The 15,357-nt window shown below is 72.0% G+C and carries 16 protein-coding genes; 15 read left to right on the top strand and 1 reads right to left on the bottom strand.

What is annotated here, in order from left to right:
- Window positions 1-45 precede the first annotated feature (45 nt).
- The 5 genes from nadD (at window position 46) to BJ971_RS32325 (ending at window position 3,037) form a co-directional block, all read left to right on the top strand.
- On the top strand, window positions 46-645 hold the full coding sequence (gene nadD / locus BJ971_RS32345) for a nicotinate-nucleotide adenylyltransferase (protein ID WP_184996928.1): 600 nt from the start codon (window positions 46-48) through the stop codon (window positions 643-645).
- Window positions 646-719: 74 nt separating this feature from the next.
- Entirely contained in the window at window positions 720-1,121 is a 402-nt protein-coding gene (rsfS, locus tag BJ971_RS32340; protein ID WP_184996927.1) for a ribosome silencing factor, read from the top strand.
- Window positions 1,118-1,753 carry a histidine phosphatase family protein gene (locus BJ971_RS32335; RefSeq protein WP_184996926.1) on the top strand — a complete coding sequence of 212 codons (636 nt, stop codon included), beginning with the start codon at window positions 1,118-1,120 and terminating at the stop codon, window positions 1,751-1,753. The genes rsfS and BJ971_RS32335 overlap by 4 nt, the downstream gene beginning before the upstream one ends.
- Window positions 1,754-1,801: 48 nt before the next feature.
- Window positions 1,802-2,167 (top strand): hypothetical protein, encoded by a 366-nt coding sequence (locus BJ971_RS32330; RefSeq protein ID WP_184996925.1) that lies wholly within the window; start codon window positions 1,802-1,804, stop codon window positions 2,165-2,167.
- Window positions 2,168-2,191: 24 nt separating this feature from the next.
- Window positions 2,192-3,037: a DegV family protein gene (locus BJ971_RS32325; protein WP_184996924.1), complete on the top strand. Its 846-nt coding sequence runs from the start codon at window positions 2,192-2,194 to the stop codon at window positions 3,035-3,037.
- Between the two features lie 228 nt (window positions 3,038-3,265).
- Here BJ971_RS32325 and BJ971_RS32320 read toward each other — a convergent pair whose 3' ends face one another.
- A complete protein-coding gene (locus BJ971_RS32320) occupies window positions 3,266-4,027 on the bottom strand; it encodes a putative protein N(5)-glutamine methyltransferase (protein WP_203709239.1) in 762 nt (253 codons plus the stop codon).
- A 295-nt stretch (window positions 4,028-4,322) separates the two neighbouring features.
- On the opposite strand from BJ971_RS32320, the gene BJ971_RS32315 reads away from it, so the two are divergent.
- From BJ971_RS32315 to BJ971_RS41775, 10 genes are all read left to right on the top strand, one after another.
- The gene (locus BJ971_RS32315) at window positions 4,323-4,562 is read left to right on the top strand and encodes a hypothetical protein (protein WP_184996923.1); all 240 of its coding nucleotides are present in this window, start codon (window positions 4,323-4,325) and stop codon (window positions 4,560-4,562) included.
- A 340-nt stretch (window positions 4,563-4,902) separates the two neighbouring features.
- Complete coding sequence (locus BJ971_RS32310) at window positions 4,903-5,634, top strand: ComEA family DNA-binding protein (RefSeq protein ID WP_184999222.1); 732 nt, start codon at window positions 4,903-4,905, stop codon at window positions 5,632-5,634.
- Window positions 5,635-5,642: 8 nt separating this feature from the next.
- Entirely contained in the window at window positions 5,643-8,027 is a 2,385-nt protein-coding gene (locus tag BJ971_RS32305; protein WP_184996922.1) for a ComEC/Rec2 family competence protein, read from the top strand.
- A gap of 399 nt (window positions 8,028-8,426) precedes the next feature.
- Window positions 8,427-8,942 (top strand): hypothetical protein, encoded by a 516-nt coding sequence (locus tag BJ971_RS32300; RefSeq protein ID WP_184996921.1) that lies wholly within the window; start codon window positions 8,427-8,429, stop codon window positions 8,940-8,942.
- 21 nt (window positions 8,943-8,963) lie between these two features.
- Window positions 8,964-9,383, top strand: coding sequence for a hypothetical protein (locus BJ971_RS32295; protein ID WP_184996920.1), 420 nt, complete (start codon window positions 8,964-8,966; stop codon window positions 9,381-9,383).
- A gap of 105 nt (window positions 9,384-9,488) precedes the next feature.
- On the top strand, window positions 9,489-10,223 hold the full coding sequence (locus BJ971_RS32290) for a hypothetical protein (protein WP_184996919.1): 735 nt from the start codon (window positions 9,489-9,491) through the stop codon (window positions 10,221-10,223).
- A gap of 78 nt (window positions 10,224-10,301) precedes the next feature.
- The gene (locus BJ971_RS32285) at window positions 10,302-11,063 is read left to right on the top strand and encodes an SDR family oxidoreductase (protein WP_184996918.1); all 762 of its coding nucleotides are present in this window, start codon (window positions 10,302-10,304) and stop codon (window positions 11,061-11,063) included.
- A gap of 37 nt (window positions 11,064-11,100) precedes the next feature.
- Complete coding sequence (locus BJ971_RS32280; protein WP_239087372.1) at window positions 11,101-13,512, top strand: GH92 family glycosyl hydrolase; 2,412 nt, start codon at window positions 11,101-11,103, stop codon at window positions 13,510-13,512.
- 238 nt (window positions 13,513-13,750) lie between these two features.
- Window positions 13,751-14,734, top strand: a complete 984-nt coding sequence (holA, locus tag BJ971_RS32275) for a DNA polymerase III subunit delta (RefSeq protein ID WP_184999220.1) — start codon at window positions 13,751-13,753, stop codon at window positions 14,732-14,734.
- Entirely contained in the window at window positions 14,731-15,294 is a 564-nt protein-coding gene (locus BJ971_RS41775) for a hypothetical protein (protein ID WP_239087373.1), read from the top strand. Before holA ends, BJ971_RS41775 begins: the two co-directional genes overlap by 4 nt.
- Window positions 15,295-15,357 lie beyond the last annotated feature (63 nt).

Here is a 15,357-nt window from a genome sequence, read left to right as displayed (position 1 = left end):
GCCTCGCGGCGCCATGATCCTCCAGACGTGCCCTAGGATTCGCCGGTGCGGAAACGGCGCCGGATCGGCATCATGGGCGGCACCTTCGACCCGATCCACCACGGTCACCTGGTGGCGGCGAGCGAGGTGCAGAGCCGCTTCGGCCTGGACGAGGTCGTGTTCGTGCCGACCGGCCAGCCCTGGCAGAAGGGCAAGGTCAGCCCGGCCGAGGACCGCTACCTGATGACGGTGATCGCGACCGCGTCGAATCCGCACTTCCAGGTCAGCCGGGCCGACGTCGACCGGGACGGCCCGACATACACCGTCGACACCCTGCGCGACCTGCACGCGATCTTCGGCAGCACGGCCGACCTCTTCTTCATCACCGGCGCGGACGCGCTCGCGAAGATCCTGTCGTGGAAGGATGCGCTCGAGATGCTCTCGCTGGCGCACTTCGTCGGGGTCACCCGGCCCGGTTTCGAGCTCTCCGACGATCATCTGCCCGCCGATTCCGTGACGCTTGTCGAGGTGCCCGCGATGGCGATCTCGTCGAGCGCCTGCCGCGCGCGGGTCGCCGACGGGCTGCCGGTCTGGTACCTCGTACCCGATGGTGTGGTGCAGTACATCGCAAAGCGTGGCCTATATCGTACCGAAGGACCGGTTTAGGCCCATTCATCTGGGTAGAGATGTCATACCCGTATGAGAGGCTAGTAACTCTGAAACCGAACGAGGGGAGACCGGTGCCCGTCACCGAACGTGCCCGCGAGCTCGCGCTGACCGCCGCGCAGGCCGCGGCCGACAAGAAGGCGCAGGACATCGTCCTCATCGACGTCGCCGACCAGCTCTACATCACCGACGCGTTCGTCATCGCCTCGGCTGCCAACGAGCGTCAGGTCGGTTCGATCGTCGATGCCATCGAGGAGGCCCTGCTGGGCCTGCCCGAGAAGGCCAAGCCGGCCCGCCGTGAGGGCGAGCGGCAGGGACGCTGGGTGCTTCTCGACTACATCGACATCGTGATCCACATCCAGCACGCCGAGGAGCGCGAGTTCTACGCCCTCGACAAGCTCTGGAAGGACTGCCCGACCATCGAGTTCCACGACCGCGATCTTGCCGAGGCCGAGGCCTCCTCCGGCGCGGCATGACCACTCGGCTCATCGTCTGGCGGCACGGCAACACGGACTGGAACGCGGGCCACCGCGTTCAGGGCCAGACCGACGTGCCGCTCAACGAGCTCGGCCGGCAACAGGCCGTCGACGCCGCCGAGTTGCTCGCCCGGATGCGGCCCGACGCCCTGGTCGCCAGCGACCTGTGCCGGGCCGCCGACACCGCCGCCGCGCTGGCCGCGCTGACCGGCCTGTCGGTGACCTACGACCGGCGGCTGCGCGAGCGCTACTTCGGTCTCTGGGAAGGTCTCACCATGACCGAGATCACCCAGACCCGGCCGGAGGAGTACGCCCGCTGGACGGCCGGCGCCGACGACATCGGCGGCGAGGTGGAGACCCTCGACGACCTGGGCAAGCGGGTCGCCGAGGCGCTACAGGCCGCGGCCGACCTGGTCGAGCCCGGCGGCACCGTCGTCGTCGCCACGCACGGCGCGGCCGTGCGCTCGGGGGTCGGGCACCTGCTCGGCTGGCCGCGCGAGCAGCTGCGCACGCTGCGCGCGCTCCAGAACTGCCACTGGGTCGAGCTCACCCACGACGCGCAGCGGGGCTGGCAGATCGCCACCTACAACGTCGGCCCGTTCACCGACCGGCCGACGCCGCCGCCGGTTTGATCGCCGCCGCGAGGAACGATCCGGCCACCCGGTAGCGTCCAAGGCATCATGACTATTCGACGCCTCGCCATCCCCCTGCTGGTCGTCGTGGCCCTCGCCGGCTGCGCCAACGGCGCCTCCGACGACACCGCCGCCGTCCCCGCCACCACCACCTCTTCCGCCGCCCCCACCGAAGAGTCCAGCACCAAACCGCCGCCCGCCGGCAGCAAGACCATCTCCGGCACGGTCACGGCCGGGGTCGAGCCGGGCTGCCTGCTCCTCGAGGACCACCTGCTGATCATCAAGGACACCGCGCTCAAATCGGTCGCCAAGGTCGGCGCCTCGGTCACCGCGACCGGCGAGGCCCAGCCCGGCATGATGACGACCTGCCAGCAGGGCACGCCGTTCGTCGTCGCCACTATCCGCGCGAACTAGCCCACCATCGGCTACGGTGCCCGCATGCCCGTCGCGGTCGTCACCGATTCCACCGCGTACCTGCCGTCCGAGCTGAGCGGGACGTACGACCTCACCGTCGTCCCGCTCACCGTCGTCATCAACGGGGTCGAAGGCCTCGAGGGTGAGGAGATCTCGCCGGGCGAGGTCGCACACGCACTCGGGCAGCGGCGGGTCGCGGTCAGCACGTCCCGGCCCGCACCCGAACAGTTCGCGGCCGCGTACCGCGATCTCCTGGACGGCGGCGCGGACGGCATCGTCTCCGTGCACCTGTCGTCCCAGATCTCCGGAACCTACGACGCCGCGGTGCTGGCGGCGGCCGAGATCGGGCCGCAGGTCCAGGTCGTGGACAGCCAGACGACCGGAATGGGGCTGGGGTTCGTCGCGCTGGCCGCGGCGACGGCGGCCAGCCGGGGTGCCGACCTTGACACGGTACGGCGGGTAGCGGTCGATCATTCCGCCCAGGTCAGTGTGCTGTTCTACGTGGACACGCTGGAGTTTCTCAGGCGTGGGGGGCGGATCGGGGCGGCGTCGGCGCTGCTCGGCACGGCGCTGTCGGTCAAGCCGATCCTGCATATGGACGGCGGGGTGATCGTCGTCCGGGACAAGGTCCGGACGGCGGGGAGGGCGCTTGCCCGCCTTGTCGATCTGGCGGTGGAGGCGTCTGGGGAGGGCGAGGTCGATATCGCGGTGCACCATCTGGGCGCGGGGGATCGGGCGGCGGCGCTGGCGGATGTGGTCTCGGTGAGGCTGGGTGATCGGCTGCGGGACTGCTACATCACGGAGATCGGCGCGGTGGTGGCGGCGCATGTAGGCCCCGGTGTCGCCGGGGTGGTCGTGCACCGGCGCTAGCCGGCCGTTCCACGGAGTCGGTGTCGGGTCGGATCGCCGGAGCGGTTTCGCTGCGGAGGCCTTCGGGGGCGGGCCTGTTTCGTTGTGGCGGCCTTCGGATCGCTGGCGGCGTTTCGTTGTGGCGGCCCTCGGAGGCTGGGGCCGTTTCGTTGTGGCCGCATTCGGGGTGCCCGGGTCAACGATGGGGTTCGACCTGAGCCTGGTCGCGGCGCGCTCCCGTTCGGGAACTCAGGTTCGGCGGGCCGTGACGACCCTGGCTTCGAGCTCGTCGTCCTCGGCGATGTCCGGACGGAGCCCTGCCGCCCGCACCGCGGCGACGGCGGGCCCGGTCTGGGCCTCGCTGATCTCGGAGAGCATCAGGCCGCCGGGCGACAGCCACCGCGCGGCTCCCGCGACGACGGCGCGGAAGACATCGAGCCCGTCGTCGCCGCCGTCGAGGGCCTGGTGCGGCTCGTGCTCCCGCGCCTCGGCCGGGAGCAGGGGGATGTGCCGGGTCGCGACGTACGGGACGTTGGCCAGCAGGATGTCGATCCGCCCGCGGAGTTCGGCCGGCAGGGCTTCGAAGAGATCGCCCTCGAAGACGTCGCCGCCCAGGTTGTCGCGGGCGCAGGCCACGGCGACGGGATCGTTGTCGGCGGCGAAGAGGGTGACGTCCGGGCGCTGACTGCGCAGGGCCAGGCCGAGGGCGCCGGAACCGCAGCAGAGGTCGACGACCACGCGGCCGGTCTCGGTCGCCGCGGTGCGGACCAGGAGTTCGCTGCGGACGCGGGGAACGAAGACGCCGGGGCGCAGGCGGACCCGGACGCCGCAGAAGTCCGCGTAGCCGACGACCTGTTCCAGGGGCTCGCCCCGGACCCGGCGGCCGACCAACTCGTCGAGGTGGCGGGGGTCGGCGGCGGCCTCGCCGAGCACGGCGGCCTCGTCCTCGGCGAAGACGCAGCCGGCGGCTCGGAGACGGCGGATGGTGTCGGCCAGGTCGGTGAGTGTCACGGGGCTATCTCATAGCACAAGGCGGGGGTGGGGTAGGGATTTTCCACATCGCCGGGTTGTCCACAGGGGAGCGGGCAGGCGCCGGCCGGTAGGCCTAGTTTCGGCCCGTGCTTGAGGCGAGGAATCCAGACGACGTGAGCGCCAGGCTGCGGACGGTCCTGGCGCCGAAGGAGCCATCGGCCGGGGAGGCCGTGGTGGGTTCGGGTGCTGGGGGCGGGCCGCCGTCGGGGTATCCCGCGGGATCACCCTGGGCGACGGCGCCGGGCTCGTTGCGGGAGCCCGTTCCTTCGGCATCGTGGGTGCCGACTTCCCCTGCTTCCCAAATGCCGGTCTCTTCGGCTTCACCCGGGCCGACTTCTCCCGTTTCGCAAGCGTTGACCATTCCCGCTTCGCAGGTGCCGGTATTTCCGGCTTCGCCGGCGCCGGCTTCTTCGGGTTTGAGGGTGCCGGCGACAGGGTCTGCGGAGGATTCACGCTGGCCGGTGCCGGGTGGGCCGCCGTTGACCTGGGACGATCTGTTGCCGGGCTGGCCTGACGACGTGACTCTCGAGCCCGGCCCCGGCGAGGAAGCGCCGCCGCCGCGGCGACCCGTCGAGCCGGTGGCCGAGGATCTTGCCTATCGGCCGGCCTGGGCGGCTGGGACCGGTGCGCGACGCCCGATCCGTCCGCCAGCCCTCTTCGGGCCCGATTCCGCCCGACCCGATCCGGCGGGAGCCGGGCGCTTCGAGGCCGGCATCCCGGACGCCGAGCCCTTTGCGGCTGACTCTTCGGGTGCCGAATTTCATGGGGCTGGCTTTACGGGTGCCGAACTTTATGGGGCTGACTCTTCGGGTGCCGAATTTCATGAGGCTGGCTCTTCGGGTGCCGGACACTATGTGGCCGGCTCATCCGATGCCGGGCCCTTTGCCGACGACTCCCCGGGTACCGAACGTTTTGGGGTCGGCGCCGTGCTCAGCGGTGCGGGCGCCTTCGATCCCGGCCGGAGGGGAGTGCGGGCCCTGGCCGCCGTCGCGGTCGTCGTCGTGCTCGTCGCGGCGTTGCTGGCCTGGCGAGCGCGGCCCCGGGTGGATCCGGTGGCTCCGCCCGGAATCGATCCCGTCGCCGCCGACGCCCCGCTCGCGGGCGACACACCGGCCGCCGCAGGTGCCGCACCGAGCGCCTCCGGCCCGGCTCAGGTTGTCGTCGCGGTCGGCGGCAAGGTCCGCAAGCCGGGGCTGGTGCAACTCCCGACCGGTGCCCGCGTGGCGGACGCCCTGCGTGCCGCGGGCGGCGCCAACCCGGGTGTGGACGTCGCACCCCTGAACCTGGCCCGCAAGATCGCCGACGGCGAACTGATCATGGTTGGCGTCACCCCGCCGCCGGGCGCCGCTCCGACCGGCCCGGCCGGTCCCGCGGCGCCGGGCAGCCCCGCCGGCGGCCCGGTGAACCTGAACACCGCGACCCTTGCCGACCTGGACGGCCTGCCGGGCGTGGGACCGGTGCTGGCCCAGCGGATCCTGGAGGCCCGCGATGCACAGGGCGGCTTCCGGGCCGTCACGGACCTCCGCAAGGTCGAGGGCATCGGCACCGCCCGTTTCGAGCAGCTCAAAGACCTGGTGACGGTGTGAGCGGGCGTGTGGGTGCTGAACGGGCCGATCGCCGTGCACCGGACCTCCGCCTGGCCGGCTTCGCTGTGGCGCTGTGGCTGGCCGCGCTAGCCGCGCTGTACCTGTCGGCCCGTGCCGGTCTGATCGTCGGCGGGGTCGCGCTGATGGGTGCGGCCGCGACAGCGCTGATTGGGTCGTCAGCCGGCAAGGCGTCCGGGGCTTCCGCGTGGCGGATGGTGGGTGCTCTTCGGTGGTTGGTGGCCGCCGCGCTGCTCGGCGCGGGGTGCGGCGCTGTCGCCACGGCCGCGCGGGTGAGTGTGCGGGAGGCGGGGCCGCTCGCTGCGCTCGTTGCCGACGGCGCCACCGTACGGGTCGATCTGGTGGTGCGTGATGATCCGCGGGCGCTGCGGGGATCGCGGGGGCTGCCGGCCACGTACCTGGTCGCGGTCGATCTCACGGCCGTGTATCCCGTCGATGCTCCTCGGCTGCGGCTCTCCGCGCGGGCGTTGGTGCTCGGTTCCGATCCCGCGTGGCGGGTCCTGCTGCCCGGCCAGCGGGCCTCGGTCGCGGGCCGGCTGCTGGCGCCGCGCGGCGGTGATCTGCGCGCCGCCGTGCTGTCCGCCCATGATCCGCCGCGGCTGCGCGGCCGCCCCTCGTGGGCGCAGCGCGGCGCCGGTGCCCTGCGCGCCGGGCTGCAGCGGGCGTGCGCGCCGCTGCCCGACGACGTCGGTGGTCTGCTGCCGGGCCTGGTCGTCGGCGACACCAGCCGCCTCGACGCCGCCCTGGAGGAGGACTTCCGGCAGACCGGGATGACTCACCTGAACGCGGTCAGCGGCGCCAACGTGGCGATCATCATCGGCGTGGTGCTGTTCGCGGTGCGGTGGGCCAGGGCCGGGCCGGTCGTCACCGCTCTGGTCTGCGCCGTCGCGCTGGCCGGGTTCGTGATCCTGGCGCGGCCGTCGCCGAGCGTGGTGCGGGCCGCGGCGATGGGTGCGATCGGTCTGCTCGGGCTCGCGGCTGGGCGTACCCGGGCGGCGCTGCCCGCGCTCGCCGCCGGGGTGGCCGTCCTGATCGTCGTCGACCCCGAGCTGGCCGGCGACGTGGGCTTCGCGCTCTCCGTGCTGGCCACCGGCGGCCTGCTGCTGCTCGCTCCGAAGTGGCGGGATGCGCTGCGCGACCGTGGCTGGCCGCCCGGTGCCGCGGAGGCCCTCGCGGTGCCGGCCGCGGCGCAGGTGGCGTGCGGACCCGTCGTGGCTGGGATCTCCGGGTCGGTGAGCCTCGTGGCCGTGCCGGCGAACCTGCTCGTCGTGCCGGCGATCGCCCCCGCCACGCTGCTCGGCGTCTCCGCCGCCGTGCTGTCGCCGGTGTGGCCGGCCGGCGCGGAGTTCACCGCCTGGGTGGGGCAGTGGCCGGCGCGGTGGCTCGTCATCGTCGCTACCTACGGCGCCCGGGTGCCCGCCGGCGCGCTGCCGTGGCCCGGCGGGGTGCTCGGCGCGCTGCTGCTCGGCGTCGTCACGGTCGCGCTGCTCGTCGCCGCCCGGCGGCCCGTCGTCCGGAGCCTCGTCGCGGTTCTCTGCGCCGGTGCCGTGGTGGGCACGCTGCCCGTACGGTTGCTCGCGTCCGGCTGGCCGCCGCCCCGCTGGCTGATCGTCACCTGCGCCGTCGGGCAGGGCGACGCCGTGGTGCTGCCGGCGGGTGCCGGCCGGGCGGTCGTGGTCGATGCCGGGCCCGAGCCTGCGCCCGTCGACCACTGCCTGCGCCGGCTCGGCGTACGCCAGGTCCTGCTCTTCGTCGTCAGCCACTTCCATGTCGACCACGTCGGCGGGGTCGCCGGGGTCTTCCGGAACCGGTCCGTCGGCGCCGTCATCACGCCCGACTGGCCCGATCCGCCCGGTGGCCGGGCACTGGTGGCGGCACAGGCCGCCGGGGCGCGCACGCCGATGCTGGCCGTCGGCCCCGGGTGGACGTACACGGTCGGCGGGCTCGCGGTGACTGTGCTGGGGCCGTACGAGCCGCTGCGGGGGACCAGCTCCGACCCGAACAACAACTCGCTCGTGCTGCGGGCCCGGGTCGACGGGCGGACCCTGCTGCTGCCGGGCGACGCCGAGACCGAGGAGCAACAGGAACTGCTCAGCCACCTCGGCCCGGCCGCCGTACGCGCCGACGTCCTGAAGGTCGCCCACCACGGGAGCGCGTACCAGCTGCCGGAGTTCGTCGACGCCGTCGATCCCGCCGTGGCGCTGGTCAGCGTCGGGGCGGGCAACGACTACGGCCATCCGAATGCCGGGCTCCTCGCGCGCCTCGGCAGGGGCGGTGCGCGCGTCCTGCGTACCGATGAAGGGGGTGACCTGGCCGCGGTCAGCACCGGCGGAGGCCTCGCCGTCGTCGCCTGCGGCGACCCGCCGGACTCCTGAGCGTGCTGATGTCCGGCGTGCGCCCCATTCGACGGTTGATCATTCCCTCGTAGGCAGACCGAGGTCAGCCAACCGACTGGTTGCTCCGCTGAACGAACCCGGCGGCTCCCCTGGGCGACCGGCAATGCGCCGTCGACATTTTGCGATGCCTTGGCGGCTGCGCGACGGCCTGAGCGCAGCGTTGAACCCGCTTGAAGGTGGAAGGACACGCCGGTGGATGGCATATCGCGATGCTTGACGACGAGCTGGCACGGAAAACGCCCAAATATGTTCTTTTCACCCCGTCAAGCCACGTTCGGCGACTTCCAGCTTTCGAAAAGGTGCTGCATACTCGAAACACGGACGAGTGAAGGCCCGCTGGTGGGTTGCCACGAAAGAGTGACTGCGGAGGGCGGTGCCATGAGCTATGCGATGAACAAGGCCAAGCTTCGTGCGCAGCGCAAGCGCCGCCGGCCCAAGCGTGTCGAAGTTCAGCGCGTGCTGGAGCGCGTAGGCGCCATTGAACGGATCGCCGACCGTCTCGACAAGAACGACCAGAGTCGCGCCGAGCTCCTTCAAGTGGGTCGTGAGTTCCTCGGAGATCTTGGTCCCGTGCCGGTCTCTGTCGCCGCCGCCCTGCTTCAGGTCAGCGAACCGACTGTCCGCGCATGGAGCCGGCGAGGGATCCTCTCGACCGCCGCGGATCGCGGCAGCGGTCTCGACGCCCAGCGCTTGCATGAGGTCGTCGTGTTGGTTCGCGACCTGCGCGCCGCCGGCCATGATCGCGATTTGCTCAACAAGGTCTGGTCTCGGCTCACCGACAGCGCGCTTCTGGAGCGTGACGATCTGCAGGAGAGCCTGGGGCAGATGCGCCGTGGTGAAGGCACCGACACGGACTTGGACGAACTGGAAAAAGAGCTAGGGATCGCCGACTAGCGCATGCGCACGAGAATCGTCATGACGCAGCGCGCCACCCAGCAATTGAAGGATCTTCAGAAGGACAAGCAGAAGAAGGTACTCGCGTTTCTGCGGGACCTTGAGGCGCGTGGTTGCGCGGCCCTCTCATATCGCCTTACCGGCACCGAACCGCTCGACCGGCTGTGCGACAAGCATCTTGGTGGCAGCCTTCGCGCTGTGGTGGCGTTCGAGTCGCAGGCCAGGGCGTGGCTGATCCTGGTCGGCGACCACGATGACGCTGACGCCGAGTTCAACGTCTACTACGAGCTCTACCGCCTCGTTGGCCATGCACCGACTCCCTCGGAGAAGCGCACCAAGCCACCATGCTGCGGCGAGGGTGGATCTGCGCCCGCCATGGGTGACGTGGCCGAGGATCTCGCCCTACGGGCGATGCGGCTGCGAAAGACCCGTCGGCGTTAGCGGACAGGATCCGCGCACCATCGGTGGATGATCATTCCCATAGGCTGCTGATGGGTTGATGAGTCGCTCGTGGCTCGCCCGTTGATCGGAGACGCCGTGACAGACGTGCAGGCCACGCCACCAGCAGGGGAACAGGACGCGGAGGTTTCGTCCGGCGTACCCGAGCAGGGGGTGGGGATCGGTGCCGGCACGAAGCCGGTTGTGGTGACGGTCTGTCTGCTGGGTGTTCTGGTGACCGGGTTGTGTCTGGCGGCGGCCGGACGGCTGGACCGCTCGGGTACGGCGCAGGTGCTGGCCGTCGGTGCGGTGGTGGCGGCGCTGGTCGCGGTCCTTGTCGCGGTCGGTGGACAGTTGGCCGCGCTTCTGGGGACGGCGTCGTCGGTGCGGCGGGCTGGGCGCCGTGGCGTCGTCGCCGTGCTGTCGGCCGGGCTGTTGAGCCTGCTGGCGGTGCTGATGGCGGGCGCGGCGGCGTTGGTCGTGGTGCGTCCCGGTGAGGCGTCGGTGGCCTCCGAGCCGATGATCGTCGCTCAGCGCGCTGTCGCGGGGCCCGATTCGGCCATCACCGCGAAGATCACGTTTCCCGGCATGAAGGCCGGCGAAGTGCTCGAGGCGAAGATCGAGTCGGTCAGCGAGGAGTCGGACTCGCGGTACGTGCTGGCCCGTGCCGCGGTGCTCGTCGGTGTGGATGGTCCCGCGACGGTGGGTTTGACGGCGACGACCGGCGGTGTCGACGAGGTCGTGGTCGAGGCGAGTGGGCCGAAGGCCAGGTGCACGGTGCGCCTGCCGTCCGCCGGAACGAGCGAGGGTCCCGCTGCCCCGGTGAGCTGTACCACCGTGTGACGGGCCGCCGCGCCGTCACATTCCGGAGGGCCGGCTCGTCCCACTCGTCGAAGATCGATGAGCGATGAGGAGGCAACGATGAAGGTCGCAGTGGCAGGCGGCACCGGGGTGACCGGCCGGTACGTCGTCGAGATGCTGACCGCCGCGGGGCACGAGCCGGTTGTGCTGGCCCGCTCGACGGGTGTCGACCTGGTGTCAGGGGCGGGGCTGGACGCCGCGCTCGACGGGGTGGACGCCACGATCGATGTGAGCAACGTGACGACGCTGAAGCGGGACGTCGCCGTGGGCTTCTTCGACACCGCCGGGCGCAACCTGCTCGGCGCGGCGGCGCGTGCCGGGGTGCGGCACCACGTCGCGCTCTCGATCGTCGGGATCGACCGGGTGAAGACCGGGTACTACCAGGGCAAGCTGCGGCAGGAGGAGGTCGTCCGGGACGGCTCAGTGCCCTGGAGCGTGCTGCGGGCTACGCAGTTCCACGAGTTCGCGGGGCAGCTGCTCGACCGGACGCCCGGGCCGGTCGCGCTGGTGCCGCGGCTGACCGTCCAGCCCATCGCCGTGCGTGAGGTCGCCGAGGCGCTGGTGGCGATCGTCGACGGCGGGCCGCAGGGCGCCGTCCCCGACCTGGCCGGGCCCCGGATGGAGTCGCTTGTCGACATGGCCCGGCGGCTGATCCGGGCGGGTGGCAGCCGGCGACGGCCGGTCGTTCCGCTGTGGCTGCCCGGGCCGATGGCCGGCGGCGGTCTGCTGCCCACCGGCCCCGGAGCGAGGGGTACGCAGACGTTCGAGCAGTGGCTCGCCGACAGCGGTTCGCGCGGCGTTCACCCGGCGGCGGGGCAGTGAGGTATCGGTGATCATCTACGTCGTCGTAGGGTGACGCATGTCGATGTCACGCATGCGTGCCCTGCTCGCCGCGGCGGTGGGTGCGGTCCTGATCGCGGTGCTGGCGCCCGCCGCCCCGGTCGCCGCCGCACCCGCCCCGGTGCCGCTGGTCGAGGACCCGGCGAGCTATGTGGACCCGTTCGTCGGTACCACTCGCGGCGGCAACACCTGGCCCGGTGCGACGCGGCCGTTCGGCATGATCGCGTGGAGCCCGACGAACACCGCCGGCGACCAGACCGGCGCGCCCGCGTCGAACGGTTACGACTACAACGTGACCAGGCTGCGCGGCTTCAGCCTGACGCACGTCAACGGGGCCGGTTGCAGCCCCGGCGCGGCCGGCGATGTGCCGATCATGCCGTACGTGGGTGACGTGACGACCTCGCCCACCGCCGACACCCGCGACCAGCGGTACTCGTCGACGTTCTCGCACGCCAACGAGTCGGCCGGGCCCGGGCGGTACACGGTCGGGCTCGACAACGGCGTGCGGACCGACCTCGCGGTGAGCACACGGGCCGGCATCGGGAACTTCTCGTTCCCCGCCGGCTCCGCCGCGAACCTGCTGTTCCGCACGTCGAACTCGCTCAACGGCAGCGAGGACGCCCGGATCGACATCGACGCCTCCGCCCGTACGGTGAATGGGTCGGTTTTGACCGGAGGGTTCTGCGGGCGGCGGGGCAACGGCGGCGGGGCGACCAACCCGAACCGGCGCTCGTACTACCGCCTGTACTTCAGCGCGGTCTTCGACCGCGACTTCGCCCGGACCGGGACCTGGCAGAACGCGACCGTCACCCCGGGCGGCACCACGGCGACCGGAGGAGAGGGATACCTCACCGGCGCGGACCGGGCCGGCAAGGGATCCGGCGGCTGGGTCGGCTTCGACGCCGGCGGCGACGTGCGGATGCGGATCGGCATCTCGTACGTGAGCACGGGCGCAGCCGCGGCCAACCGGGACGCCGAGGTGCCGGACACCGCGACCGTCGACTCCGTCGCGGCGGCCACCCGGGACGCCTGGAACACCGAGCTCGGGCGCATCGGGGTCGGCGGTGGCACCGCGGCGCGGACGACCGCGTTCTACACCGCGGTCTACCACTCGCTCATGCAGCCGCAGACCATGAACGACATCGACGGCCAGTACCTCGGCGCCGACCTGCAAGTTCACCGCATGCGGGCCGGTCAGCGGGCCGTCTATGGCACCTTCTCGGGCTGGGACCAGTACCGGGCGCAGATCCAGTTGCTGGCCCTGCTTCGGCCCGACGTCGCCGGCGACATGGCCCAGTCGATGCTGGACTTCGCCGCACAGAACAACGGCGTCTGGGACCGCTGGCTGCACCTCGGCGCGCCGACCCACGTCATGACCGGCGACCCGGCCGCGCCGACGCTGGCCACCTACTACGCGATGGGTGCGGCCGACTTCGACGTCGATGCCGCGCTCGAGTCGCTGGTCAAGCAGGCCACGGTGCAGAACCCGGACGCGCTCTCCGACGCCGGATGCCCCGGGCAGTGCCTCGGCCAGCGCCCCACGCTGAACACCTACCTGGCGCTGAAGTACGCGGCGAACGACATCTGCCACTGCTGGGGCGGCGCCGCCGAGACGCTGGAGAACTCGCTCGCCGACTTCTCGCTGGCGATGTGGGCGCAGCGTGCCGGGCGCGGCGACCTGTACCGGCAGCTGCTGCCGCGCGGGGACTACTGGAAGAACACGTTCAATCCCGCGGTCGGCTATCAGGCGGCGCGGCGGGCGGACGGCAGCTGGCAGGCCGGATTCACGCCGTCGACGGACGTCGGCTTCGCGCAGGGTTCCAGCGCCACGTACACCTGGATGGTGCCGCAGGACGTGTCGGGCCTGGCCACGCTGATGGGCGGCCGGCCCGCGGCGGCGACGCGGCTCGACGGCTTCTTCCACGACGAGAACGGCAACTGGGCGGTGCTCGGCGGTAACGCGCTGCGCTACGACCCGACCAACGAGCCGGGTATCCACGCGCCGTGGCTCTACAACGGGCTCGGCCAGCCGTGGAAGACGCAGGCGACGGTGCGGCAGATCGTCGACACCGCGTACGGGATCGGGCCCGGCGGGCTGCCGGGCAATGACGATCTCGGCACCATGAGCTCCTGGTACGTGTTCGCGGCGATCGGGCTCTTTCCGCAGGTGCCGGGGCGTGCGGAGCTGTTGCTCGGCAGTCCGGTCTTCAGTCGCGTGGTGATCGATCGCGCCAACGGGGTGCGGCTGACGGTCAACGCGAACAGCGCCGACACGTACGTGCAGGGCGTCCAGCTGAACGGGTCGGCGCTGCGGCGCTCCTGGCTGCCGGAGTCGTACCTGCAACGCGGCGGCACGGTGACCTTCACGCTGGGGCCGACCGCGAACACGACCTGGGCGACCGCGGCCTCGGATCTTCCGCGGGACCACTGAGCGTTCGGGAGGCCCACGACACGCCCGGATTAGGCCGAGAGTGCGATTCGACCCCGGGCGATCGGTTCGTATGTGCTCCGGATCACGTTCGCGATGAAAGGTAGACATTCAGCCTGATCGAGAATCATTACGGCCTGATCCGCATGGCGGATCGCCGATATGTCTGCTTTCGCGTTCCGTGGTTGGACAGCGGCGCAAACGAGTGAGCCGTGCGGAAGCGTCAGCCCCCCGTGCGAAGATTTCGGACGTGAACACCGCGCCTCCCGCCTCGTTGTTGCTCGTCCAAGGCGACGAGGAGCTGCTCGCTGCCCGGGCGATCGCCGCAGCGGTCGCCGCGGCGCGGGCGGAGGAGCCCGGCGCCGACGTCCGGGAGTACGAGGCGGGTGCGCTCGCCGCCGGCGAGGTCGCCGAGATGCTCAGCCCGTCGCTGTTCGGCGGCCGGCGGGTGCTGGTGATCCGCAGCGGGCAGGACGCGCGCAAGGACCTCGTCACGGCGCTGCTCGCGTACGCGAAGAATCCCGATCCGGACGTCACGCTGATCGTCGCGCACGTGGGCGGGGCCAAGGGCAAGGCGTTCGCTGACGGGCTGCGCACGGCCGGCGCGACGGTCGTGCCCGTGGCGAAGCTCAAGGGCGACCGCGAGCGGATCGCGTTCGTGCGCGACGAGTTCCGGCGCAACGGCGGGCGCTGCGACGAGCAGGCCGCGGCCGCCCTGCTCGCGGCGGTGGGCAGCGACCTTCGCGAGATCGCGGCGGCCTGCTCTCAGCTGCTCGCCGACACCGACGGCAAGATCAGCGCGGCCGTGGTCGCGCGCTACTACAAGGGCCGCGCCGAGGTCAGCGGCTTCGCGGTCGCCGACGCGGCCATGGTCGGCGACGTGCCGGGCGCGCTCGAGGCCCTGCGCTGGGCGCTGCACGTCGGCGTCGACCCGGTGCCGATCGCGGACGCCATCGCCGACGGCGTCCGCACGGTCGCGCGCGTGGCCTCGGCCGGCCGCGGCAACCCGTACCAGATGGCCAGCTCGCTGGGCATGCCCGCGTGGAAGATCCAGAAGGCGCAGGAGCGCAGCCGCGGCTGGACCCCGGAGGGACTGGTCGACGCGATGCGCGCGGCGGCCGACTGCAACGCGGCCGTCAAGGGCGGCGCCGAGGACCGTGGCTACGCGCTGGAGCAGGCGGTCTTCGCCGTCGCGGCCGCACGCCGTTCCGGCGGTGCGCGATGAGCCGGTCCCGTCGCGCCGGGATGTCCCGCGACGAGGCACGGCAGCAGCCGCTCTACGCGCGCATGCTGGGGCTGCAATATCTGGCGCCCAGTGGCTTCCTGTGCTTCGTGTTTCTCGAGGGCGCCGTGGCGCTGGGCATTCTGCTGGCGCTGGCCGAGCTGGTCAGCTGGTGGGGCGTGCTGGTGCTGCCGACGACGGTCGCGGTGATGGTCAAGCTCAACGACGTGGTGGCGGGGATGGTGATCCGGTCCGGGGCCGCGCGGCCCGTGGCCGTCAACCGCCGGGCCGCCCGCGGCTATGAGCCGGGGGAGGACACCGTGCGGCTGCCCACCTCGGTGATCGCGCCTTCCCGGTCCAGCGGGGCGTCGGCGTTCCGTTCTGCCGACGTCCGGCAGACGACGGCGCCGGGAGGACCCATCGGCGAACGGTGGGCGGCGCCGCCGGTCGGGGCGATCGACGCGAGCGCCATGAACGGGCCGCCGGTCGGGTGGCCGCGGGCGGAGCTGTTGGACGAGCGTCAGCAGCGGGCGCGTCAGTCGGCTGCGCGCCGCTACCAATAGCGGCAGGTCGGAGCGGCCCGCCGGCAGGCCAGGTGAGCAGCTGCGGCCACCAGGCCCGTGAGC

Origin of the sequence: Amorphoplanes digitatis (assembly GCF_014205335.1) — a bacterium.
GTDB lineage: Bacteria > Actinomycetota > Actinomycetes > Mycobacteriales > Micromonosporaceae > Actinoplanes > Actinoplanes digitatus.
Note: the sequence above shows the minus strand (reverse complement) of the source record. Positions and strands in the feature narration are given on the sequence as shown.